The organism is Bacillus sp. AC266 (assembly GCF_979253805.1).
This window is the reverse complement of the sequence record NZ_CEEDEC010000003.1, coordinates 361,155-382,691: the sequence shown is the minus strand read 5'-3', so window position 1 is coordinate 382,691 and position 21,537 is coordinate 361,155. Positions and strand designations below refer to the sequence as shown.

22 protein-coding genes are annotated in these 21,537 nt (G+C 36.6%); 20 read left to right on the top strand and 2 right to left on the bottom strand.

From position 1 onward, the window contains the following. The first annotated feature begins 42 nt into the window (after nt 1-42). The 3 genes from ypjB to AC0IXC_RS15130 all read left to right on the top strand — a co-directional run bounded on the left by ypjB (nt 43) and on the right by AC0IXC_RS15130 (nt 2,399). On the top strand, nt 43-828 hold the full coding sequence (gene ypjB / locus AC0IXC_RS15140) for a sporulation protein YpjB (protein ID WP_002141040.1): 786 nt from the start codon (nt 43-45) through the stop codon (nt 826-828). A gap of 105 nt (nt 829-933) precedes the next feature. Further along, nucleotides 934-1,614: a zinc metallopeptidase gene (locus tag AC0IXC_RS15135; RefSeq protein WP_002086606.1), complete on the top strand. Its 681-nt coding sequence runs from the start codon at nt 934-936 to the stop codon at nt 1,612-1,614. Nucleotides 1,615-1,748: 134 nt separating this feature from the next. Then, complete coding sequence (locus AC0IXC_RS15130; protein WP_002188995.1) at nt 1,749-2,399, top strand: uracil-DNA glycosylase; 651 nt, start codon at nt 1,749-1,751, stop codon at nt 2,397-2,399. A gap of 28 nt (nt 2,400-2,427) precedes the next feature. Here the strand turns inward: AC0IXC_RS15130 and AC0IXC_RS15125 are convergent, their stop codons facing one another. Continuing rightward, a complete protein-coding gene (locus AC0IXC_RS15125; protein ID WP_002011845.1) occupies nt 2,428-3,309 on the bottom strand; it encodes a YitT family protein in 882 nt (293 codons plus the stop codon). Nucleotides 3,310-3,700: 391 nt separating this feature from the next. On the opposite strand from AC0IXC_RS15125, the gene AC0IXC_RS15120 reads away from it, so the two are divergent. From AC0IXC_RS15120 to AC0IXC_RS15040, 17 genes are all read left to right on the top strand, one after another. Continuing rightward, the gene (locus tag AC0IXC_RS15120) at nt 3,701-4,045 is read left to right on the top strand and encodes a nucleotide pyrophosphohydrolase (RefSeq protein ID WP_002011846.1); all 345 of its coding nucleotides are present in this window, start codon (nt 3,701-3,703) and stop codon (nt 4,043-4,045) included. Beyond that, nucleotides 4,042-4,842, top strand: a complete 801-nt coding sequence (dapB, locus tag AC0IXC_RS15115) for a dihydrodipicolinate reductase (RefSeq protein WP_471653024.1) — start codon at nt 4,042-4,044, stop codon at nt 4,840-4,842. Before AC0IXC_RS15120 ends, dapB begins: the two co-directional genes overlap by 4 nt. Nucleotides 4,843-4,856: 14 nt before the next feature. Then, entirely contained in the window at nt 4,857-5,252 is a 396-nt protein-coding gene (gene mgsA / locus AC0IXC_RS15110; protein WP_000684753.1) for a methylglyoxal synthase, read from the top strand. Between the two features lie 11 nt (nt 5,253-5,263). Continuing rightward, on the top strand, nt 5,264-5,968 hold the full coding sequence (gene bshB1 / locus AC0IXC_RS15105) for a bacillithiol biosynthesis deacetylase BshB1 (protein ID WP_002011848.1): 705 nt from the start codon (nt 5,264-5,266) through the stop codon (nt 5,966-5,968). Beyond that, a complete protein-coding gene (bshA, locus tag AC0IXC_RS15100; RefSeq protein ID WP_002086596.1) occupies nt 5,965-7,110 on the top strand; it encodes an N-acetyl-alpha-D-glucosaminyl L-malate synthase BshA in 1,146 nt (381 codons plus the stop codon). Before bshB1 ends, bshA begins: the two co-directional genes overlap by 4 nt. Continuing rightward, the gene (locus AC0IXC_RS15095; RefSeq protein WP_471653023.1) at nt 7,097-8,290 is read left to right on the top strand and encodes a CCA tRNA nucleotidyltransferase; all 1,194 of its coding nucleotides are present in this window, start codon (nt 7,097-7,099) and stop codon (nt 8,288-8,290) included. Before bshA ends, AC0IXC_RS15095 begins: the two co-directional genes overlap by 14 nt. Then, the gene (locus AC0IXC_RS15090; RefSeq protein ID WP_002086594.1) at nt 8,275-9,255 is read left to right on the top strand and encodes a biotin--[acetyl-CoA-carboxylase] ligase; all 981 of its coding nucleotides are present in this window, start codon (nt 8,275-8,277) and stop codon (nt 9,253-9,255) included. Before AC0IXC_RS15095 ends, AC0IXC_RS15090 begins: the two co-directional genes overlap by 16 nt. A 342-nt stretch (nt 9,256-9,597) precedes the next feature. Beyond that, nucleotides 9,598-10,434 carry a 3-methyl-2-oxobutanoate hydroxymethyltransferase gene (gene panB / locus AC0IXC_RS15085; protein WP_002011854.1) on the top strand — a complete coding sequence of 279 codons (837 nt, stop codon included), beginning with the start codon at nt 9,598-9,600 and terminating at the stop codon, nt 10,432-10,434. Next, nucleotides 10,434-11,282: a pantoate--beta-alanine ligase gene (panC, locus tag AC0IXC_RS15080; protein WP_016101475.1), complete on the top strand. Its 849-nt coding sequence runs from the start codon at nt 10,434-10,436 to the stop codon at nt 11,280-11,282. Before panB ends, panC begins: the two co-directional genes overlap by 1 nt. Nucleotides 11,283-11,294: 12 nt before the next feature. Then, a complete protein-coding gene (gene panD, locus AC0IXC_RS15075; RefSeq protein ID WP_000490176.1) occupies nt 11,295-11,678 on the top strand; it encodes an aspartate 1-decarboxylase in 384 nt (127 codons plus the stop codon). A gap of 130 nt (nt 11,679-11,808) precedes the next feature. After that, nucleotides 11,809-14,613: an ATP-dependent DNA helicase DinG gene (dinG, locus tag AC0IXC_RS15070; RefSeq protein WP_002189002.1), complete on the top strand. Its 2,805-nt coding sequence runs from the start codon at nt 11,809-11,811 to the stop codon at nt 14,611-14,613. A 250-nt stretch (nt 14,614-14,863) separates the two neighbouring features. Next, the gene (locus AC0IXC_RS15065; RefSeq protein WP_002086589.1) at nt 14,864-15,034 is read left to right on the top strand and encodes a YpmA family protein; all 171 of its coding nucleotides are present in this window, start codon (nt 14,864-14,866) and stop codon (nt 15,032-15,034) included. Between the two features lie 7 nt (nt 15,035-15,041). Continuing rightward, a complete protein-coding gene (locus AC0IXC_RS15060; RefSeq protein ID WP_002030789.1) occupies nt 15,042-15,545 on the top strand; it encodes a cell wall elongation regulator TseB-like domain-containing protein in 504 nt (167 codons plus the stop codon). A gap of 18 nt (nt 15,546-15,563) precedes the next feature. Further along, the gene (gene aspB / locus AC0IXC_RS15055) at nt 15,564-16,751 is read left to right on the top strand and encodes an aspartate transaminase AspB (RefSeq protein WP_002011860.1); all 1,188 of its coding nucleotides are present in this window, start codon (nt 15,564-15,566) and stop codon (nt 16,749-16,751) included. A gap of 121 nt (nt 16,752-16,872) precedes the next feature. After that, nucleotides 16,873-17,580 (top strand): DNA replication protein DnaD, encoded by a 708-nt coding sequence (dnaD, locus tag AC0IXC_RS15050; protein WP_000728546.1) that lies wholly within the window; start codon nt 16,873-16,875, stop codon nt 17,578-17,580. A 15-nt stretch (nt 17,581-17,595) separates the two neighbouring features. Then, the gene (nth, locus tag AC0IXC_RS15045) at nt 17,596-18,243 is read left to right on the top strand and encodes an endonuclease III (RefSeq protein WP_002030794.1); all 648 of its coding nucleotides are present in this window, start codon (nt 17,596-17,598) and stop codon (nt 18,241-18,243) included. 3 nt (nt 18,244-18,246) lie between these two features. Beyond that, nucleotides 18,247-18,765, top strand: coding sequence for a YpoC family protein (locus AC0IXC_RS15040; RefSeq protein ID WP_002030796.1), 519 nt, complete (start codon nt 18,247-18,249; stop codon nt 18,763-18,765). A gap of 26 nt (nt 18,766-18,791) precedes the next feature. Here the strand turns inward: AC0IXC_RS15040 and AC0IXC_RS15035 are convergent, their stop codons facing one another. Beyond that, nucleotides 18,792-21,521, bottom strand: a complete 2,730-nt coding sequence (locus AC0IXC_RS15035) for a PBP1A family penicillin-binding protein (RefSeq protein ID WP_471653022.1) — start codon at nt 21,519-21,521, stop codon at nt 18,792-18,794. Between the last annotated feature and the right edge of the window lie 16 nt (nt 21,522-21,537).

Here is a 21,537-nt window from a genome sequence, read left to right as displayed (position 1 = left end):
AATTCCACATATTTTGTACTAGTAGTTATAGGGGGGACCGGGATGAAGAGAACATTAATTGGACTGATAGCATTTCTAATTATAATGTTTCCAGTACGTATATATGCTGAAGAGTGGAGTGAACTAACTGGATTGCTAGATGACTCTTTGCAGTTAGTGAAGAAAAAAGAAGATGAAAAGGCAATACAAGTACTGTACCATTTCTCAGAGCAATTTCTATCAAAGGAGAATGAAAATAATTCAAAAGTAACTCCGGGACAAATTAGAGTCGTTTCTTTAGCATACGATAAGGCGAAACAATCTCTCGCGGAAGATTCAGATAGGCAAGTTAAAGTGGATAATATGTTAGCGTTACAACTTGCTGTTGATGCACAAGTATCTAAATATCAGCCACTTTGGATGGAAAGAGAAAGAAAGATAATGAATGCTTTTTCTCAAGTAGAAAAGGCGATGGAAAAAGAAGATGATGGACAGTTCCAACAGACGCTAAATACATTTTTAAATGAATTTAATATTATTTATCCTAGTTTAATGATTGCTCTGCCAGAAAACGAAGCGCAGCGTGTAAATGCACATTTATCTTATTTGGATGAATTTCGTAACGTTATGTTAAAAACGAAAGGTGGACAAATGCAACTAGGGATTATTAAAGGTGATTTGCAAAAAATATTTCATACAGTAAAAAAAGATGAGATTGCTCCCTCTCTCATTTGGTTTATGACAATTACTGGAGGACTTATTTTGTTCACTTTAACGTATGTTGGATGGAGAAAGTATAAAGGGGAGAGAGAGAAGCGGAGAAGCAACTTGCATTCTAAAGATAGATAATACGCATAAATAAAGATACGGATTGTAAGGTTTATTTATTGACAACGGTGGAAGAAAAAAATAGAATGAGAAGTACTATAATTAAAACTTCAATGGAGGTTTATGATGTTTTATTTAATTTACTTCGCGATCATTTTGATCATACCGTTGTATGCACAGTCAAAAGTACGTAGTGCCTATAGCAAGTATTCACAAGTTTATTCAACATCAGGTATGACAGGAGCGGAAGTGGCTCGAAAAATTTTAGATGAAAATGGATTGTACAATGTAGCCGTAGAAGAAACGCCAGGTCATTTGTCAGATCATTATGACCCGCGTGTAAAGACGGTTAGATTATCGACAGATAACTATTATGGTCATTCAGTTGCTGGTACAGCTGTAGCAGCACATGAAGTAGGACACGCAATTCAAGATGCGAAAGATTATAACTTTATGCGTGTACGCCATTCGTTAGTGCCAGTTGCTAATTTTGGTTCAAACATGTCATGGGTTTTTGTCCTAATTGGTGTATTTGCACAAATGTCTGGTTTGTTGTTACTAGGAATTATTTTAATGGCAGCAGGTGTTATTTTCCAACTTGTTACATTACCAGTTGAGTTTGATGCATCAAAACGCGCAATGCAACAAATTGAAGCACTTGGTATCGTATCAACAGATGAGTACGGTCAAGCTCGTAAAGTATTAAATGCGGCAGCATTAACATATGTAGCAGCAGCTGCTGTAGCAGTATTTGAATTATTACGTCTCGTATTAATTTATACTGGTATGCAGCGTAGCGACGATTAAAGACTATCAATTTTGATAGTCTTTTTTTTGTTTTGTGGATTGAATCTTATAATATGTTACAAATGGAAATAATAGAGAGAATATGGGGTATAGAACTAGTTAAAATAAAGATAAGTATGGAATGATGAAAGAAGGTGACGGACATAGAATATCCATATCATTTAGTTAAACAAGTGAAGGAGCGTAGTGCTATATACCAATTAGAAGGTTTTTTAAGTGGACAGGGCCCTAAAAACCCGAAATTAATGCTTGTTGGAGAAGCACCTGGTGAAACAGAAATTCATAATGGGATTCCATTTAGTGGGAGAGCGGGAAAACATTTAATGGAATTTTTAGAACGTATTCACGTTACAAGGGAAGAAGTATATATTACGAGTGCGGTCCGGAGTAGACCTTATAAATGGAGAGAGAAAAGGGAACGAAATGGCGAAATAATACAGAAGAAGTACAATAGAACACCGAATCAAGGTGAGATACTTGCCCATGCACCTTTGCTAGATTATGAACTGGAATTTATACAGCAGCCGGTTATTGTCACACTTGGTAATATTGCATTACAGCGTTTAGTTGGTAAAAATAATAAAATTACGGATGTTCATGGAGAATTGTTAAAGCAACCTGTGCAGCGATTGAAAGATAGCAGCAGTACAGAATTTATTTGGTCAGAAAAAGAATATCATATTTTTCCGACCTTTCATCCAGCTTCTATTTTCTATAATCGGAGTTTGTTGGAGCTTATTTATGAGGATTTGGAGAAACTTAAAAGATTTATAATAAAAAACTAGAAAAGCTACAGAGCTTTTCTAGCTGAATTTAATTATGTAACGGTTTTTTATTTTCATCTAATGTAAATCCCTCACCAACAACATCGTGTACATCACTTACAGCGACAAAGGCATGTGGATCTACTGAAATAATGATATTTTTTAATTTTACGATTTCATTTTTAGCAACAACACAATATAGTACATTACGTTCTATTTTTGTATAGGATCCAACTGCTTTTAAAAAGGTTGCTCCGCGCTCCATTTCTGATAAAATTTTTGAAGCAATTTCATCGTTTTTATCAGAAATAATAGTTGCTCCTTTTGCTGCATAAGCACCTTCTTGCATGAAATCAATAACCTTAGCCCCGATAAAAACAGCAACTAACGTATACATGCCCTCGCGATATGATAAATATGTAAGAATAGAGATAATGATAACGACCGCATCAAACATAAACATCGTTTTTCCCATACTCCAGCCAACATATTTGTGAGCTAGCCTTGCGATAATATCAACACCGCCAGTAGTCCCGCCGTATTTGAATATAATTCCAAGTCCTATGCCGATAAATGCCCCAGCGAATAAAGCAGCCAGTGTCATATCATTTTGCAAGTTTAAATGTAAGTTGAGAACCTCGTAGCGCTGAAACACCCAAAGGAATAAAGAGACGCTAAATGTACCGATTAATGTGTATAAAAATGTTGTTCGGCCGAGTAATTTCCAGCCAATGAAAAATAGAGGGACGTTTAAAATTAAGTTTGTATAGGAAGGATCAAGTGAAAATTTAAAATATAATAATAGCGTAATGCCGGTAAATCCACCCTCTGCAAGATGGTTTTCAATATTGATATTCACAATACCGAAAGAAAAAATAGCGGAACCGATTAAAATAAAAATGATATTCCGAATCTTCAAATTTGATGTCATTTAGAAATCCCCCTAATTATGTAATGATTGCATTGCTCCTCTTAAACGATAGAACATAATAATAAGTTATTTCTAGTTGATAGTAAAAATAGAGAATGGTATAAGAGCTTAATTAGTTCGGCCTGATATTGTGCGGAAAAACTGCAAAAGAAAGTTTCACTTTATCCCGTCCCAACGGCTGGTAGAGGGAAAAGCAAAGAAGAAAAGGTCGAACCAGCCGCAGGGACCCGATTGGTTCAGGCTGATCTTTTGCAAAAATCACGCAAAAGAAGTTTCACTTTATTATAGTCTATCCTAAAAAGAGTCGTAAATAGTGATATGAGGGAATAATATTTGTCAAATCGCGATGAATTGGCTAACATGAAAGAGGAAGGAATAAGAGGTGACTAGTATGGAAGCAAAAACGATGAAAGATATGCAGAAAGAAGTAGATGCATATATCGGTCAATTTAAAGAAGGTTATTTTAGTCCGCTTGCAATGATGGCTCGTTTAACTGAAGAAATGGGAGAGCTTGCAAGAGAGGTTAATCATTATTATGGTGAGAAACCAAAGAAAACGACTGAGAAAGAACGAAGTGTTGAGGAAGAGCTTGGAGATGTTTTATTTGTTATGATTTGTATGGCAAATAGTTTAAATATTGATTTAGAAACAGCGCATAACATTGTAATGAATAAATTTAATACACGTGATAAAGATCGTTGGACACGTATTGATGAGGGAGAGAAAGACGCATGAAAGAAATTAAAGTAATTATCGCTGGACCACGAGGACGCATGGGATATGAAGCAGTCCTTCTTATGGAAAGAACAGCGCATTTCAATTTAGTAGCAGCAATTGATTATAAGCATGGCGGAGAAAAAATTTCTGATTTACCGGGAATGCCAGCGCTAGATGCACCTATTTACGCGGATTTACATACTTGTTTAGATGAAGTAGAAGCAGATGTATTGTTAGATTTAACAACACCAGAAATTGGAAAGAAACATGTGACACTTGCAGTTGAACGTGGACTTCGATCAGTTATTGGTACAACTGGATTTACTGAAGAAGAACTAAAGAAATTAACAGAAAATGCAAAAGAAAAAGAAGTAGGAACAATCATTGCTCCAAACTTTGCGATTGGTGCAGTACTTATGATGAAGTTCTCTCAAATGGCAGCGAAGTACTTCCAAGATGTTGAAGTAATTGAATTACACCATGATCAAAAATTAGACGCACCATCTGGTACAGCTGTAAAAACAGTAGAATTAATCCGTCAAAATCGTGTGCCAAAAGAGCAAGGGCACCCTAATGAAACGGAACAATTAGAAGGGGCACGTGGTGCAAATGTAGACGGTATTCACATTCATAGCGTACGTCTACCAGGGCTTATTGCACACCAAGAAGTAATGTTCGGCGGAGATGGACAAATGTTAACAGTTCGTCATGATTCATTCAACCGTGCATCATTTATGTCAGGTGTAAAACTATCAATTGAAACAGTAATGAACCTTGATCATCTTGTGTACGGTTTAGAAAATATTATCGACTAAAGGGGAGACAACGGATGAAAATTGCCTTAATCGCACATGACAAAAAGAAAGATGATATGGTTTCGTTCGCATACGCATATAAACCAATTTTTGAAAAACATGAACTTTTTGCAACAGGAACGACAGGACTTCGTATTATGGAGGCAACTGGTTTAGTTGTAACAAGATATCAATCCGGTCCTCTTGGTGGCGATCAAGAAATTGGTGCAATGATTGCAAAAAATGAGATGGATATGGTGATTTTTTTCCGGGATCCACTAACAGCCCAGCCGCATGAACCAGATGTTAATGCGTTACTTCGTTTATGTGATGTATACGCCATCCCATTAGCAACAAATATGGCAAGTGCTGAAATGCTAATGCATGCATTAGAGCGGGGAGATTTAGATTACCGAAAGTTAAGAAAATGAGGGGAACAATTATGAGTGGATTACATATATTAGCGTTTGGTGCTCATGCCGATGATGTTGAAATCGGCATGGCAGGTACCATTGCAAAGTATACGAAGCAAGGATATGAAGTAGGCATTTGCGATTTAACAGAAGCTGATCTTTCTTCAAATGGAACGGTAGAACTAAGAAAAGAAGAAGCAAAGGCTGCAGCTCGTATTATGGGAGTAAAAACGAGAATTAATTTAGCAATGCCAGACCGTGGTTTGTATATGAAAGAAGAATATATACGTGAAATTGTAAAGATTATTCGTACATATAAACCAACACTAATTTTCGCACCATATTACGAAGATCGTCATCCAGACCATGCTAATTGCGCGAAACTTGTGGAAGAAGCTATCTTTTCAGCGGGAATTCGTAAATATATGCCTGAACTTCCGCCGCACCGTGTAGAGTCTTTTTATAATTATATGATTAATGGTTTTCATAAACCGAATTTTTGTATAGATATTAGTGAATACCTTTCTAAAAAGGTGGAAGCGTTAGAAGCGTATGAAAGTCAGTTTTCAACAGGGAGTGATGGTGTTAAGACGCCATTAACCGAAGGATACGTTGAAACTGTAATCGCTCGGGAGAAGATGTTTGGGAAAGAAGTTGGAGTGCTGTATGCCGAAGGATTTATGAGTAAGAAACCGGTTTTATTACATGCTGATTTAATAGGGGGATGTAAATGAAATTGAAAATAGGTATTACATGTTATCCTTCTGTAGGTGGTTCTGGGGTTGTTGGGACAGAGTTAGGAAAGCAATTGGCGGAACGCGGGCATGAAATTCATTTTATTACATCGGGTGTACCATTTCGGTTGAATAAAGTGTACCCGAACATTTATTTTCACGAAGTAACAGTAAATCAATATTCTGTTTTTCAATATCCACCTTACGATTTAGCATTAGCGAGTAAAATGGCAGAGGTTGCTCAAAGAGAAAACCTTGATATTTTACATGTGCATTATGCAATCCCGCATGCTATTTGTGCATATTTAGCAAAACAAATGATTGGGGAGCGTATTAAAATTGTTACGACCTTACATGGAACGGATATTACTGTGTTAGGTTCCGACCCTTCGTTAAATAATTTAATTCGCTTTGGTATTGAACAGTCTGATGTTGTTACAGCTGTGTCACATTCGTTAATTGAAGAAACAAATGAACTTGTAAAACCAGATAAAGAAATTGAGACGGTATACAATTTTGTAGATGAACGTGTTTATTTCAAACGTGATATGTCTCAATTAAAAAAAGAATATGGTATACGAGAAAATGAAAAAGTGTTGATTCATATTTCAAATTTCCGAAAGGTTAAGCGTGTACAGGATGTTGTGCAGTCATTTGCCAAAATTGTAAAGGAAGTAGATGCGAAATTGCTTCTTGTTGGTGATGGACCAGAGTTCTGTACTATTTTACAATTGGTGAAAAGTTTACATATTGAGGAACGTGTCTTATTCCTAGGAAAGCAAGATAATGTTGCAGAGCTTCTTGCGATGAGTGATTTAATGCTACTTTTATCAGAAAAGGAAAGTTTTGGTCTTGTTATATTAGAAGCGATGGCGTGTGGTGTGCCTAGTATCGGAACGAGGGTTGGGGGCATTCCAGAGGTCATTCAACATGGTGAAACAGGATATATATGTGAAGTTGGAGATACAGACGGAATAGCTAAGCAAGCAATTCAGCTACTAGAAAATGAAGAACTTCACCGTAATATGGGAGAGCGAGCGATGAAATCTGTATATGAGCAGTTTCGTTCGGAAAAAATCGTTTCACAGTATGAGGCGATTTATTATGACATACTAAGGGATGACAAGAATGGAAAGATTTAAAAAAGCTAGTTCAATTATTGAGATGTTAAAACAGCACGGACATGAGGCTTACTTCGTTGGTGGAAGTGTACGCGATCTTATTATCGATAGACCGATTGGAGATATCGATATCGCAACATCTGCTTTACCAGAAGAAGTAATGGCTATTTTCCCAAGACATGTTCCGGTTGGTCTTGAGCATGGAACTGTAATTGTTGTAGAAAATGGTGAACCGTATGAGGTAACTACTTTTCGAACAGAAAGCGAATATGAAGATTTTCGAAGACCTAGTAGTGTTCAATTTGTCCGTTCATTAGAAGAGGATTTAAAACGACGTGATTTCACGATGAATGCAATTGCAATGACAGAGGAAGGCGAAATGGTTGATTTATTTGCTGGGAAAGAAGCGATTCGTCTGAAGGAAATTACAACGGTTGGAGATGCTGCAGACCGTTTTCAAGAAGATGCACTGCGAATGATGCGTGGTATTCGGTTCGTAAGTACGTTAGGTTTCTCTTTGGAAATAAAGACGAAACAAGCAATTGAAACGTATGGGCATTTGCTCGAACATATAGCGATTGAAAGAATTACAGTTGAATTTGAAAAATTGTTGACCGGTACATATTGTGTGAATGGTCTTCAAGAGTTAGTAGAAACTAAGCTATTTTCTCATCTGCCATATTTGCAAATGTCAGAAGAAAGACTCTTGAAAGCTACGCAGTATAAATGGGATTCTTTCGAAACAGACGTTGAGGCGTGGGCATTTTTCCTATATTGTATCGGAGAAGAGCATCCATCTGTCTTTCTGCGTCAATGGAAGTTCTCGAATAAAAAGATTAAAGATATCGTAGCGGTTTTATTAGCAATTCGTTCTAGAAAGGAGAAGGAGTGGGATACAATCCTTCTTTATAAAACTGGGATTCGCATCGCTGAGATGGCGGAAAGAGTATATGAAGCGATAATAGAAAGTTATAATAGTACGTCTGTTAAGCAAGTACAATCATTATTTCATGCATTGCCGATAAAAAATCGTCAAGAAATGAATGTGACTGGTAATGATTTATTAAGCTGGACAGATAAAAAGCCAGGTCCGTGGGTTGCCGAAATGCTTCAAAATATTGAAGAAGCAATCGTACAAGGAGATTTAGTTAATAAGAAAGAGGATATAAGGGAGTGGCTACAAAGATGCAATCTACTATAAGAAAGCAGTTATTACAAGTTTTTTCTGAAGCAGATGGTGCATTTGTATCTGGTCAAATACTTAGTGACAAACTTGGTTGTTCGAGAACCGCTGTATGGAAGCATATGGAGGACCTTCGTAATGAAGGGTATGAACTAGAAGCTGTACGCCGCTTAGGGTACCGAATTGCTAGTAAACCAGATAAAGTAACTGCGAATGAGATTCAATTAGGATTACAAACAGAGCGTATCGGTAGAACGGTTTATTTTGAAGAATCGGTTGAGTCTACTCAGCATATTGCAGCGAGACTTGCTTATGAAGGCGCAGAAGAGGGAACAATTGTCGTTGCTGAAGAACAAACAGCAGGTAGAGGACGTTTAAGTAGAAAATGGTATTCCCCAAAAGGAACAGGAATTTGGATGAGTATTATTTTGCGTCCCTCGATTCCAGTTCATCATGCACCACAGCTTACTTTATTAGCAGCGGTTAGCGTAGCGCAAGCAATTGAAAAATGTACCGGTGTAAACGTAGGGATTAAGTGGCCGAATGATATTTTAATTCAAGGTAAAAAAGCTGTCGGTATATTAACGGAGATGCAAGCTGATCCAGATAAAATTAATGCTGTTATTATGGGAATTGGCATTAATGCAAATCAGAAACAAGAACATTTTGATGAGGAAATTCAGCAAATTGCAACTTCATTAGCAATTGAATCGGGTAAGCCGATTGTTCGTGCGGAACTTATGCAACAAATTTTCTTGCAACTAGAGAAATTGTATGAAGAGTATTTAAAAAATGGCTTCTCTGTTATTAAAATTCTTTGGGAAAGTTACGCAGTAAGTATCGGAAAAGAAATTACAGCTCGAACGATGAAGGAAACTATTAATGGGCTAGCAAAAGGAATTACGGAGGATGGTGTATTGTTACTTGAGGATCATCAAGGACAAGTGCACCACATTCATTCTGCTGATATAGAAATTAAGTAAAAGAAGTTCCTATTTTGGAGCTTCTTTTTGTCATTTAGATACTAATAAATTTCACATACCGTAATAGGGATAAAAAATTATTTTTTCGAAAAAATGTAGCAATTCCTTTTCAGAGTTTGCTATAATTAGTTCGAATATGGGCAGTATCAAAGCGAACTGCACCATTATTTTACGCAGTATGAAAAAATAATAATTTGGATTCTGCCTTGATCCAATAATGGACTGGGACAGAGGGATGAATAATGCCGACTAACACACAACCCTTCTGCCCTTTTATGGCCAGAGGGGTTTTTTATATGATTTCGGCCATCTCCTCTCTCCTGCATAAAGGAGGAGTAGTTTTTGAAAACAAAAACAGATTTTTTGAAAATGAAAGAGCAAGGTGAGCCGATTACAATGCTAACGGCGTATGATTATCCATCTGCTAAATTAGCAGAAGAAGCTAAAGTCGATATGATTTTAGTGGGTGATTCTCTAGGAATGGTTGTACTTGGGTATGATTCAACAGTTCCAGTAACAGTAGAGGATATGATTCATCATACGAAAGCTGTACGCCGCGGAGCGAAAGAGACTTTTATTGTAACTGATATGCCATTTATGTCTTATCATGTCTCATTGCAAGATACGATGATTAATGCACGTCGCATTGTTCAAGAGAGCGGGGCACATGCATTAAAGGTAGAAGGTGCTGGAGAAGTTATATCAACTATTCACTACTTAACGAATGCGGGAATTCCCGTTGTGGCGCATTTAGGTTTAACTCCTCAATCTGTAGGAGTGCTAGGTGGGTATAAAGTACAAGGGAAAGATGCTGAAAGTGCAAAAAAATTAATAGAAGATGCAAAGAAATGTGAGGAAGCTGGTGCGATAGCACTTGTGCTAGAATGTGTGCCAATGCAATTAGCAGAACTTATTTCAGAGCAGTTAACAATTCCTACAATTGGAATTGGAGCAGGACAAAAAGTAGATGGGCAAGTTCTTGTATACCACGATCTTATCTCGTACGGCGTAAATCGTGTTCCGAAATTTGTGAAGCAATATACGTCTGTTCAAGAGGAGATTGTGCGAGGGATTTCGCAATACGTTACTGAAGTAAAGACAGGGCAATTTCCTGAAGAAAAACATTCATTTACAATGAAAGAGGAAGAGTGCTTAGCGTTATACGGAGGAAAACAATAATGAAAATCATAACTACAGTGCAAGAGATGCAGCAAATTACAAACGAACTGCATGCAAGTGGAAAAAGTATCGGTTTTGTTCCAACGATGGGGTATTTACACGAAGGGCATGCTACGTTACTACGTAAGGCAAGGGAAGAAAATGAAATTGTAGTTTTAAGTGTATTTGTAAATCCACTACAATTTGGACCAAATGAAGATTTAGATCGATACCCACGTGATATTGTTAGAGATGAAAATGTAGCAAAAGAAAATGGTGTTGATTATTTATTTTATCCGAGTGTAGAAGAGATGTATCCAGCAGAACAAACGACAACAGTAGAAGTTGTGAAGCGTACCGACGTATTATGTGGCAAACAAAGACCTGGTCATTTCGCGGGTGTGGCGACTGTACTAATGAAACTATTTAATATTACATTGCCAACGCGTGCTTATTTCGGTATGAAAGATGCACAGCAAGTAGCTGTAATTGAAGGATTCGTAACTGATTTTAATATTCCCGTTACGATCGTACCAGTTGATATTGTAAGGGAAGAAGATGGATTAGCGAAAAGTTCTCGTAATGTGTATTTATCACTAGAAGAACGTGAAGAGGCTCCTCATTTATACGGCAGTCTATGTATAGCGAAAGAACGAATTGAGGCAGGCGAACGTAATCCGGAAATCATTATGAATCTTGTGAAAGAGCATATTGAGAAGTATACGAAAGGCACTGTAGATTATGCTGATTTATATGCATATCCTTCATTAAAAGCAATAAATAAAATTGAAGGAAGAATCATTTTAGCGATTGCGGTTAAGTTTGAAAATGTACGATTAATTGACAATATAACATTAATGGGGAAATAAGGGGGAGCATCTATGTTTCGCACAATGATGAGAGCGAAGTTACATCGTGCAACTGTAACAGAAGCAAATTTAAATTATGTAGGTAGTATTACAATTGATGAAGATTTAATGGATGCGGTAAATATTGTAGAAAATGAAAAAGTACAAATTGTAAATAACAACAATGGAGCTCGCTTAGAGACATATGTTATTAAAGGAGAGCGCGGTAGCGGTGTTGTGTGTTTAAATGGTGCAGCTGCAAGGCTTGTACAACCGGGTGATAAAGTTATTATTATTTGCTATGGTTTAGTGGCAGAAGAAAATATTCATAAACAAGAGCCGAAAATTGCAGTATTAGACGATGATAATCAAATTATTGAAATGTTAGGTGCTGAAAAAGCTGGCACGATATTATAAGTAGGAAGGCTATCTCTAATTAAGGAGATAGCTTTTTTGTGCATCTTTTCATTAAGATGAGGTAAAACGTGGTATAGTAACATTATATAATTTTTGTGTTTGATAGGTAAGAAATTGAGGTGTTACATATATGAGTAAGCGTTATGTCGTTGTTGATTTAGAGACGACAGGGAACTCCTGGAAGGATGGGAAGGATAAAATCACCCAAATTGCAGCTGTTGTAGTGGAAGATGGAGAGATATTAGAGATTTTTTCATCTTTTATTAATCCGAAGAGAGAGATTCCCCTATTTATTACAGAATTAACTGGGATTGATGAAGATCTTGTAAAACAAGCCCCGTTATTTCGAGATGTAGCCCCGATGATTGTTGAGCTATTACAAGGTGCGGCTTTTGTTGCACATAACGTTCACTTTGATTGGAATTTTTTAAATGAAGAATTAAGGCAAGCTGGATATACAGAAGTACATTGTCCTAAAATTGATACAGTTGAATTGGCGCAAATTCTTTTGCCGACAGCTGATAGTTATAAATTACGTGATTTAGCTAAGCAGCATGAACTAGAGCACGATCAACCACATCGGGCGGATAGTGATGCTCTTGCAACAGCGGAGTTGTTTTTACAATTTTTAAGTGAAATTGAAAAGTTACCACTTGTCACATTACAATCGCTTTATGAATTAAGTGATGTTTTCCAAAGTGATATAGCTGATGTACTTTCTGAAAATATTTTAAAGAAAATGATGCATGGTAAAGAAGAGGCAGAGGAGTGTGAGGTGTATCGAAATATTGCGCTTCGAAAGCGGAATTATTCTTTAAGCCTCAGTGAAACATACTCATCTAAATTTGATGCTTTCTTACATAAGACAATCGATAAACTTGAATTGAATATGCCAAAGTTTGAAAAAAGAGAAAGCCAACAGATTATGATGAAGGAAATATATACAGCGCTAAGAGATTCTAGGTTTTCACTGATTGAAGCAGGAACAGGTACGGGGAAGACGCTTGCATATTTACTTCCAAGTATTTATTTCGCAAAGAAAAAAGAAGAACCTGTCATTATAAGTACACAAACTGTACAATTGCAACAACAAATACTAGAAAAAGAAATTCCTTTATTAAAGAAAATAATGCCATTTTCATTTGAAGTAGCTCTTCTGAAAGGAAGAAAGCATTATCTTTGTCTACACAAATTTGAATATGCTTTGCAAGAGGAAGAGAAAAATTATGATATGGCGCTCACAAAGGCAAAAATTTTAGTGTGGTTATTGCAAACGGAAACTGGCGATCGTGATGAATTGAATATTCCTGAGGGCGGCAAGTTACTTTGGAACCGTATTTGTAGTGATGTACATAGTCCAGGCGGGATGCAAAGCAACTGGTATAGTCGTTGTTTTTATCAAAGAGCAAAGAATAAAGCATTATTTGCAGATATCGTTATTACAAATCATGCGTTATTATTTCAAGATTTTTCAAGTGAAGAACCACTATTTGCTTCATGTGAACATATTATTTTTGATGAAGCTCATCATATCGAGGAAGCGGCGAGTAGAACATTAGGTGAACAGTTCTCATGCATGTATTTTCAATTAGCATTATCTCGTCTTGGTACGCTAGAAACAGATGATGTACTTTCTAAAGTATATAAAATGATGAAAAAATCAGAGCAAGCATCGCGTTCGACTTTCCGTATGGTGAGTCATAGTTTGAAGGAATTGAAATTTGATGCGGATGAACTATTTCAAATGTTACGGACTTTCGTATTTAAACAAACAAAGCAGGAACAAGGGATGAGCAATATGCCACTCATTTATCGATATAACACGGAAGTAGAGAAAGGTAAGTTATGGGATAGCATTACCGAGTTAACAAATCGATTTGTGTATGATGTAAGAAAGTTATTGACTACACTTGAGAAGCAAGCTGAAATATTGCAAAGTAAATTAGAATGGGAGATGCATGTCGTTACAGGTGAATTTATGCATTTAATTGAGTTGTTGAGAAAGATGGCACAATCTTTACAATTACTCATTTTAGAAAAAAATTCATACGTGACATGGATGGAGACTGAAACGAAGGGAACGATTCATTCAACAGTTCTATATGCGCAGCCTGTTCATATTGGTGAAAGATTTGCTGATGAATTTTTAACCCAGAAAAAGAGTGTTATTTTCACATCAGCAACGTTAACAGTTAATGATTCATTCGACTATATAAAAGAGGAGCTAGGTTTACATGATTTTGCTCCCAATACATTAAAGGTTCCATCACCATTCCGTTTTGAAGAGCAAATGAAATTAATGGTTTCAACGGATGTACCTTTTATTAAGAAAGCAAGTAATGAAGAATATATTGAGTCTATATCGGCACATATTGCGAAAATAGCGAAATCTACAAAAGGTAGAATGCTCGTTTTATTCACTTCGTATGAAATGTTGAAAGAAGCGTATACGAATTTGAAAAATGATGAGACATTAGAAGGATATTTATTATTAACGCAAAGTGTGAATAATAAGAGCCGAAGTCGTCTAATCCGCAAATTCCAGGAGTTCGACAAATCGATTTTGTTAGGAACAAGTAGTTTTTGGGAAGGGATAGATATACCTGGAGATGCCCTAAGCTGTCTTGTCATTGTCCGTCTGCCTTTTACCCCTCCTCATCAGCCGATGATGGAAGCAAAAGGAGAGTGGTTAAAAAATCAAGGAGAAGACGTATTCGATAAGTTGGCGCTCCCGCAAGCAATCTTGCGTTTCAAACAAGGGTTTGGTCGTCTTATTAGAACAAATACAGATACGGGAACTGTATTTGTATTAGATCGTCGTTTGACAAGTTCTTCCTATGGAAAACGATTTTTACAATCAATCCCAACTGTACCGCTCTATGAAGGACCGTTAGAAGAATTGTTAGTACAGTTAGAAGAATCGTCAAATGAATAAAATTGGAAGAAAAATACGCCTGAAGTACATTTAAACTTCAGGCGTAAAAAATGTGGGTAGGAGGAATTTTATTTTTCTTACTTCTTGTATACAAAATATATTGCTTTTCGATTTGAAACCTTTTTTTGCTGTACATGTCCTGCTATAATAGATGGGTGATGAAGCAGGGGTTGTAAAGAATGTACTCTTATTGTAACCGCATTGCGTTCTTCTATAATTAGAAATTTTTGTGTAACGGAGGAGTTTTTTCATGGATAAGAAAATCGAAGTCCTATCAACGACGCGTATTAAATATTCGTCTGACTTGTATAAAATTGTTGATGGTTTGAATCGTACGTTAAAAGAGCAGGACCTCATGTTCGGATTAGCATTAGACGAAAAAGATAAAGAAACAGCTGTATTTACGATTTACAGAACGTAGTGATACAATGAAAAAGTGGATCTTTACAATCATTATCGTTATCGTTGCTAGCGGAATATATGGGGCATATGTTTATAATAAAGCGATGGAAAAGAAAATTCCAAAAGAGTCAAAGTCTGTAGAAATTGCGAAAGAAAAGGCAAAGCTTACAAAGGTAAATACTGTTGATTATTATAATGGGAAATCTTCATATACAGTCGTACAAGGTACAGATGAAAAAGGAGAACAACTTATCGTTTGGGTGCCTGAGAAAAAAGGGGAAACTATAGTAAGGAAAAAGAGCGAAGGTATTTCTGAAAAAGATGCTTTACAAAGAACGATTGAACAAGTCGGAGATGAAAGTAAAGAACCCAAAAGTAAGCCGAAAGAAATTTTAAAAGCAAAATTAGGCTTTGAAAATAATATACCATTATGGGAAGTTACATATATTGATGATGACAATCGTTATAGTTACTACTATCTTGAATTTAAAGATGGGAACTTTTTAAGACGATACAGCATTGAAAAATAGATGTAGGGGGAACTACAAATGAAATTAGCAAAGCGAGTAGCTGCTTTAACACCATCTGCAACTTTAGAAATTACAGCAAAGGCACAAGCATTAAAAGCAGAAGGTCATGATGTAATTGGATTAGGAGCAGGAGAACCTGACTTTAATACGCCAAAACATATTATGGATGCTGCGCATAAAGCGATGTTAGAAGGACATACGAAATATACACCAACAGGTGGATTACAAGCGTTAAAACAAGAAATTGTGAAGAAGTTTACTCGTGATCAAGGAATTGCGTATGATCCATCTGAAATTATTGTATGTAATGGTGCCAAGCATGCATTATATACATTATTCCAAGTGTTACTTGATGAAGGAGATGAAGTTATCATCCCAACTCCTTATTGGGTAAGTTATCCTGAGCAAGTAAAGCTTGCTGGTGGTAAGCCAGTTTATGTAGAAGGTCTAGAAGGCAATGAGTACAAAATTACAGCAAAGCAGCTGCGTGAGGCAATTACAGAGAAAACGAAAGCTGTTATTATTAATTCACCGAGCAATCCAACAGGGATGATTTACAGCAAAGAAGAATTACAACAGCTTGGAGAAGTATGTTTAGAGCATGATATCTTAATCGTTTCAGATGAGATTTATGAAAAATTAATTTATGGTGACGCGGAATATACTTCAATTGCCCAGCTTTCTAATGTATTAAAAGAACAAACACTTATTATTAATGGTGTATCTAAATCGCATTCTATGACAGGTTGGCGTATTGGATATGCAGCAGGAAATAAGCAGCTTATTAAAGCGATGACGAACTTAGCGAGTCATAGTACGTCAAACCCTACTTCAATTGCTCAATACGGTGCAATTGCTGCGTATGCAGGCTCACAAGAACCTGTAGAAACAATGCGTCAAGCGTTTGAAGAAAGATTGAACATTATTTATGATAAATTAATTCAAATTCCTGGTTTCACTTGCATTAAGCCACAAGGTGCTTTTTACTTATTCCCAAATGTAAAAGAAGCCGTAGCGTTAGCTGGGTATGATACAGTTGATGAGTGGGCAAAAGCATTATTAGAAGAAGAAAAGGTGGCTCTTGTTCCAGGTACAGGATTTGGTGCACCAAATAACGTTCGATTATCGTATGCGACATCTCTTGAGCAAGTTGAGAAAGCATTAGAACGAATTCATACGTTCATGAAAAGTAAAGTACAGGCTTAATCGTCTGTTTCTTGTAGTAAATGGCAAAAAACCTCCCTATATATAGGGAGGTTTTTTTGACGAATTGTGGCAAAAAGAAATGGCTAAAGGTGTGTTATACTAGAGAACGAGGTGTTTGGTGATGAAAAAGAAAATGATGTTACAATGGTTTGAACAGGGAAGCATAGCGATTCCTAAATTGCTTATGATGCATTATAAAAAGCTAGGTTTAAATGAGACGGAATTTATGGTAGTACTTCATGTACACACATTTTTAGAATCAGGTAATTCGTTCCCGACTCCTTCAGAGATTTCAGAACGGATGACGATAACAGAAATGAAATGCATGGAAGTGATTCAAACTTTAATCCAAAAAGGTTTTTTAGCACTAGAAGGTGGACGAAGATCTGAAGCGATGATGTGTGAAAGTTATTCTTTACAACCACTGTGGGAAAAAATATTGCACTTTTTAATGAATGAATCTATAGAGGAAGAGCAAAAAGAACAAAAACAAATTCAAGTAAATTTATATACAGTATTTGAAAAAGAATTCGGAAGACCACTTTCGCCATTTGAATGTGAAACATTAGGGATGTGGGAAGATCAAGATCAACACCATCCGAATTTAATTCAAGCGGCTCTTCGTGAAGCTGTTATGAGTGGTAAACTTAATTTCCGGTATATTGATCGTATTTTGTTTGAGTGGAAAAAGAACGGAATTAAAACGGTAGATCAAGCGCAAAATCAAGGCCAGAAATTTAGAGCGAATCAACAACGCACACAACAAACGACAAAACAAGAGACGAAATTTACTGGGAAAGTGCCTTTTTATAATTGGTTGGAGCAGTAGTGTAGGAGGAAAGATATGTTGAACAAAACGCAAATTCGTTATTGTTTAGATACAATGGCGGATATGTATCCAGAAGCGCATTGTGAATTAATTCATGATAATCCATTTGAACTTGTAATCGCAGTGGCATTATCTGCACAATGCACAGATGTACTTGTGAATAAAGTGACGAAAAACTTATTTCAAAAATATAAAACACCAGAAGATTATTTAAGTGTGTCTTTAGAAGAATTACAACAAGATATACGTTCCATTGGATTGTTTAGAAATAAGGCGAAAAATATTCAAAAATTGTGCCGGATGTTACTAGATGATTATAACGGGAAAGTTCCAGAAGACCGTGATGAGCTGACGAAATTACCAGGAGTAGGGAGAAAGACGGCGAATGTAGTTGTTTCGGTAGCGTTTGGGATTCCAGCGATTGCTGTTGATACGCATGTAGAGAGAGTGAGTAAACGGTTAGCAATTTGTAGATGGAAAGATTCTGTGTTAGAAGTGGAAAAGACATTGATGAAGAAAATTCCAATGGATGAGTGGGGAGTTACACACCACCGTATGATTTTCTTCGGACGTTATTACTGTAAGGCGCAGCGACCACAATGTGAAGAGTGTCGATTACTAGAAATATGTCGTGAAGGAAAGAAACGAATGAAGGGGAAATAAAGGATGGAGCGAGTTATAGAAATACCGAAAGAGTTTCGGTGCGTACCATTTTTTAAAGAGAGTGCAAATTCGATTACGTATCACACAGACCAATCTTTTGAAGAGATAATACAAAATACTTACTTTATATTTGATATTGAAAGAAAATATGAGCCATGGAATGAAATTGAAACAAGTATTCCAGCGGTGTTAAATATATGGAAAAGCAAGCATGAAGAAATTGCTATACTATTTCGGAACAGAAAAAAACAAGAAGCTGAGGGTCCGATGATTCTTTTTGCAGCGCACTTTCTATCGGTTATATATTGGTTAAATGAGCAGCCTGTTCATAGTTTGAATGAGATGCAAGTAAATACGAATAAATTGGAAGTACAACCTGTTAATTTTATGGAGCGATATTCATTTATTATAAAGAAACCGAGTAATTACCATTCGTATATTCAATTAGCACAGTTGTATATCGAAATAGAAAAGCTATATGTAAAGAAAATGATAACAAAAAAGAAGTCGGTTTCTCATTAAGAGAAACCGACTTCTTTTTTTGTTTATTAAGACTCTGTTGTAACAACATTTCCGTCCGCGTGAGGTGTATCTTCCCCGGTATTTTGTTGCTGTTGTTGCTCTTCAGCTTTTTTTCTAGCTTCTTCGTCAGCTTTTCTCTTAGCTTCTTCGTCGGCTTTTCTCTTAGCTTCTTCGTCAGCTTTCTTCTTAGCCTCTTCGTCAGCGGCTTTCTTTTGAGCTTCTTCTTGCTGTTTACGTTGTTGTTCTTGTTGCTGCTGTTGTTCTTGTTGTTTACGTTGTTGTTCTTGTTGTTGCTGTTGTTGTTGTTGTTGTTGTTGCTGTTCTTGCTGTTTACGCTGATCTTCATCAGCTTTTTTCTTAGCTTCTTCTTGTTTTAGTTTATCTTCATTGGTCTTTTTCAGGGCTTCTTCGTCAGCTTTTTTCTTAGCTTCTTCATCAGCTTTTTTCGCATCTGGAGTTCCGCCAGGGGCAGTGAAGGATGCACCAACTGCAGGGCTTGTTCCAGTACCCTTTTTCGCTACTACAGAGAAACTGTAAGTAACACCTGGTTTAATACCACCAAGAGTAGCTGTCGTACCGCTTACTGATAAGCTACCACTAGAACCGTCAGTAGCTTTATAGCTTGCTGCGTATGCATCAACATTTGATGATGGTCCAGACCAGTTCAGTGTCACTGTGCTAGCGCCATCGAAAGCGACATTAAGACCACTAGGTGGATCTACTTTAATTTCTTTAACTGCATCTTTTTTCGCACCTTTAATGTACAGTTCTCCATTTAATTCTTGTACAGAAGAAGGGCGCTCGAAACGAGATTTATCCGTAGCAAATTTGCTCATCATTGCTTGGAACATTTGCTGAGCAATTCTAGTAGAACGATCGCTAATGTAATTTTCTGGGCTATCTTTTTCATAACCAGTCCATACAGCCATTGTATATTGTGGTGTATATCCTGCGAACCAACTATCTCTGTTGGCATCTGCTGGAATACCGTATTTTTTAATAACAGATTTATCAAAGTTTTGTGTTCCTGTTTTACCAGCAACGTCGAATCCAGAAACATATGCTGTTGGACCTGTACCGCCAGAACCAGGTTTTACTACGTCACGAAGAACGTCAGTAACCATGTAAGCTGTATAGTCATGCATTGCGCGTTGTTCTTTCGGTTTAAAGCTTTTCTTTTTTCCATCTGGGAAAATAACTTCTTTAACGAAATGAGGTTTATTGTATACACCGTCATTTCCAAATGCTGCATAAGCTCCAGCGACATCTAACGGAGAGCCTTCATTACTACCGATTGCAGTAGATTCATATGCTTTCCCATCTTTAAACGTCATTCCTAAACCTTCAGCAAACTCTTGTGCCTTAGGAATACCGACTGTTTGAGCTGTTTTTAAAGCCGGGATGTTTAATGACTTCTTCAATGCTTCACGAAGTGAAACGTCACCTTTAAAATTACCCGTAGCATTTTTAATCTTTGTGCCATCAGAGTAAGTATATTCAGAGTCATTTAATTGATGATAAGTAGACCATTGAAGGTTTTCAATTGCAGGACCATAGTCGAAAATTGGTTTCATTGTTGAACCAACTTGGCGTTTTAAATCAACTGCCATATTATGACCTTTGAAAGTAGATTTACTTTCTTTACGACCAGCGCCGATTGCTCGAACTTCTCCAGACTGAGTATCCATAAATACGAATGATCCTTGGAATTGATCGTTTGGATACTTGATGAGATTCCCATCCATAATTTTTTCAGCGTAATCCTGAGCATCTTGATCAAGTGTTGTATGAATCGTTAAACCATCTGAACCGATATTTACATCAGGGTATTCTTTTTCAACTTCCTTTACAGCAGCATCTATAAATGCTTGATACTTCATTTCAGTCACTTCTGAAGATGGAAGAAGTCCTTGTGTTACAGAGATTTGCATTGCGTCATTCATTTCTTGTTTCGTTATATACCCGTGTCGGTTCATTAATGTTAATACGATATTACGACGTTTCGTTGCTCTATCAACGTTATCTGGTTTTGTTGGATCATAAATGTTAGGACCTTGGGGTAAACCAGCGAGCATTGCAGCTTCGTGTAGTTGTATGTCTTTTAAATCTTTGCCGTAATATTTTTTTGCTGCTGTTGAAATACCGTAAGAGCGATTACCGAGGTTAATCTTATTTAAGTACATTTCTAAAATTTCATGTTTTGAGTACTGTTGCTCTAACTTATAAGATAAGTACCATTCCTGCACTTTTCTTTTTGCAGTTTTTTCCATCGTTAGAAAATAGTTTTTAACTACTTGCTGTGTAATCGTACTACCACCTTGTGATCCAAAACCACCAGTGACATTTTCCATGACTGCCATTCCAGTACGTCTAAAATCAATTCCATTATGATCGTAGAAACGAGCATCCTCAGTCGCAAGGAATGCACTTTCAATTACTTTTGGAATTTGATCGTATGTAACATGGGTTCGTTTTTCAGCACCGTATTCATAGAAGAAATTCCCGTTTTTATCAAGGAATTTTGTTGATAAAGGATTGACTAGCTTTGATTTGTCTAGTTTTGGAGCGTCCTTTACCATAACAAAGAAGGCCGAAACGCCAGCTACGAGACCGACGATACCAAGAAGTAGACAACCTATAAGAAATCTCTTGAAAAAGGAACCTTTTTTCTTTGGTTTTTCTTCTTTATTATTTGTTTCTTTCGTTTGATTTTTTACATGATTTCGTTCTGTACGAGAACGATAATTATCTGACATTATACTTTCTCCTACC

What these genes read in the sequence shown, in the direction of transcription:
- ypjB (WP_002141040.1), top strand. Translation starts at nt 43, where the DNA reads ATGAAGAGAACATTAATTGGACTGATAGCATTTCTAATTATAATGTTT.
- AC0IXC_RS15135 (WP_002086606.1), top strand. Translation starts at nt 934, where the DNA reads ATGTTTTATTTAATTTACTTCGCGATCATTTTGATCATACCGTTGTAT.
- AC0IXC_RS15125 (WP_002011845.1), bottom strand. Translation starts at nt 3,309, where the DNA reads ATGACATCAAATTTGAAGATTCGGAATATCATTTTTATTTTAATCGGT.
- AC0IXC_RS15120 (WP_002011846.1), top strand. Translation starts at nt 3,701, where the DNA reads ATGGAAGCAAAAACGATGAAAGATATGCAGAAAGAAGTAGATGCATAT.
- dapB (WP_471653024.1), top strand. Translation starts at nt 4,042, where the DNA reads ATGAAAGAAATTAAAGTAATTATCGCTGGACCACGAGGACGCATGGGA.
- mgsA (WP_000684753.1), top strand. Translation starts at nt 4,857, where the DNA reads ATGAAAATTGCCTTAATCGCACATGACAAAAAGAAAGATGATATGGTT.
- bshB1 (WP_002011848.1), top strand. Translation starts at nt 5,264, where the DNA reads ATGAGTGGATTACATATATTAGCGTTTGGTGCTCATGCCGATGATGTT.
- bshA (WP_002086596.1), top strand. Translation starts at nt 5,965, where the DNA reads ATGAAATTGAAAATAGGTATTACATGTTATCCTTCTGTAGGTGGTTCT.
- AC0IXC_RS15095 (WP_471653023.1), top strand. Translation starts at nt 7,097, where the DNA reads ATGGAAAGATTTAAAAAAGCTAGTTCAATTATTGAGATGTTAAAACAG.
- AC0IXC_RS15090 (WP_002086594.1), top strand. Translation starts at nt 8,275, where the DNA reads ATGCAATCTACTATAAGAAAGCAGTTATTACAAGTTTTTTCTGAAGCA.
- panC (WP_016101475.1), top strand. Translation starts at nt 10,434, where the DNA reads ATGAAAATCATAACTACAGTGCAAGAGATGCAGCAAATTACAAACGAA.
- panD (WP_000490176.1), top strand. Translation starts at nt 11,295, where the DNA reads ATGTTTCGCACAATGATGAGAGCGAAGTTACATCGTGCAACTGTAACA.
- dinG (WP_002189002.1), top strand. Translation starts at nt 11,809, where the DNA reads ATGAGTAAGCGTTATGTCGTTGTTGATTTAGAGACGACAGGGAACTCC.
- AC0IXC_RS15065 (WP_002086589.1), top strand. Translation starts at nt 14,864, where the DNA reads ATGGATAAGAAAATCGAAGTCCTATCAACGACGCGTATTAAATATTCG.
- AC0IXC_RS15060 (WP_002030789.1), top strand. Translation starts at nt 15,042, where the DNA reads ATGAAAAAGTGGATCTTTACAATCATTATCGTTATCGTTGCTAGCGGA.
- aspB (WP_002011860.1), top strand. Translation starts at nt 15,564, where the DNA reads ATGAAATTAGCAAAGCGAGTAGCTGCTTTAACACCATCTGCAACTTTA.
- dnaD (WP_000728546.1), top strand. Translation starts at nt 16,873, where the DNA reads ATGAAAAAGAAAATGATGTTACAATGGTTTGAACAGGGAAGCATAGCG.
- nth (WP_002030794.1), top strand. Translation starts at nt 17,596, where the DNA reads ATGTTGAACAAAACGCAAATTCGTTATTGTTTAGATACAATGGCGGAT.
- AC0IXC_RS15040 (WP_002030796.1), top strand. Translation starts at nt 18,247, where the DNA reads ATGGAGCGAGTTATAGAAATACCGAAAGAGTTTCGGTGCGTACCATTT.
- AC0IXC_RS15035 (WP_471653022.1), bottom strand. Translation starts at nt 21,521, where the DNA reads ATGTCAGATAATTATCGTTCTCGTACAGAACGAAATCATGTAAAAAAT.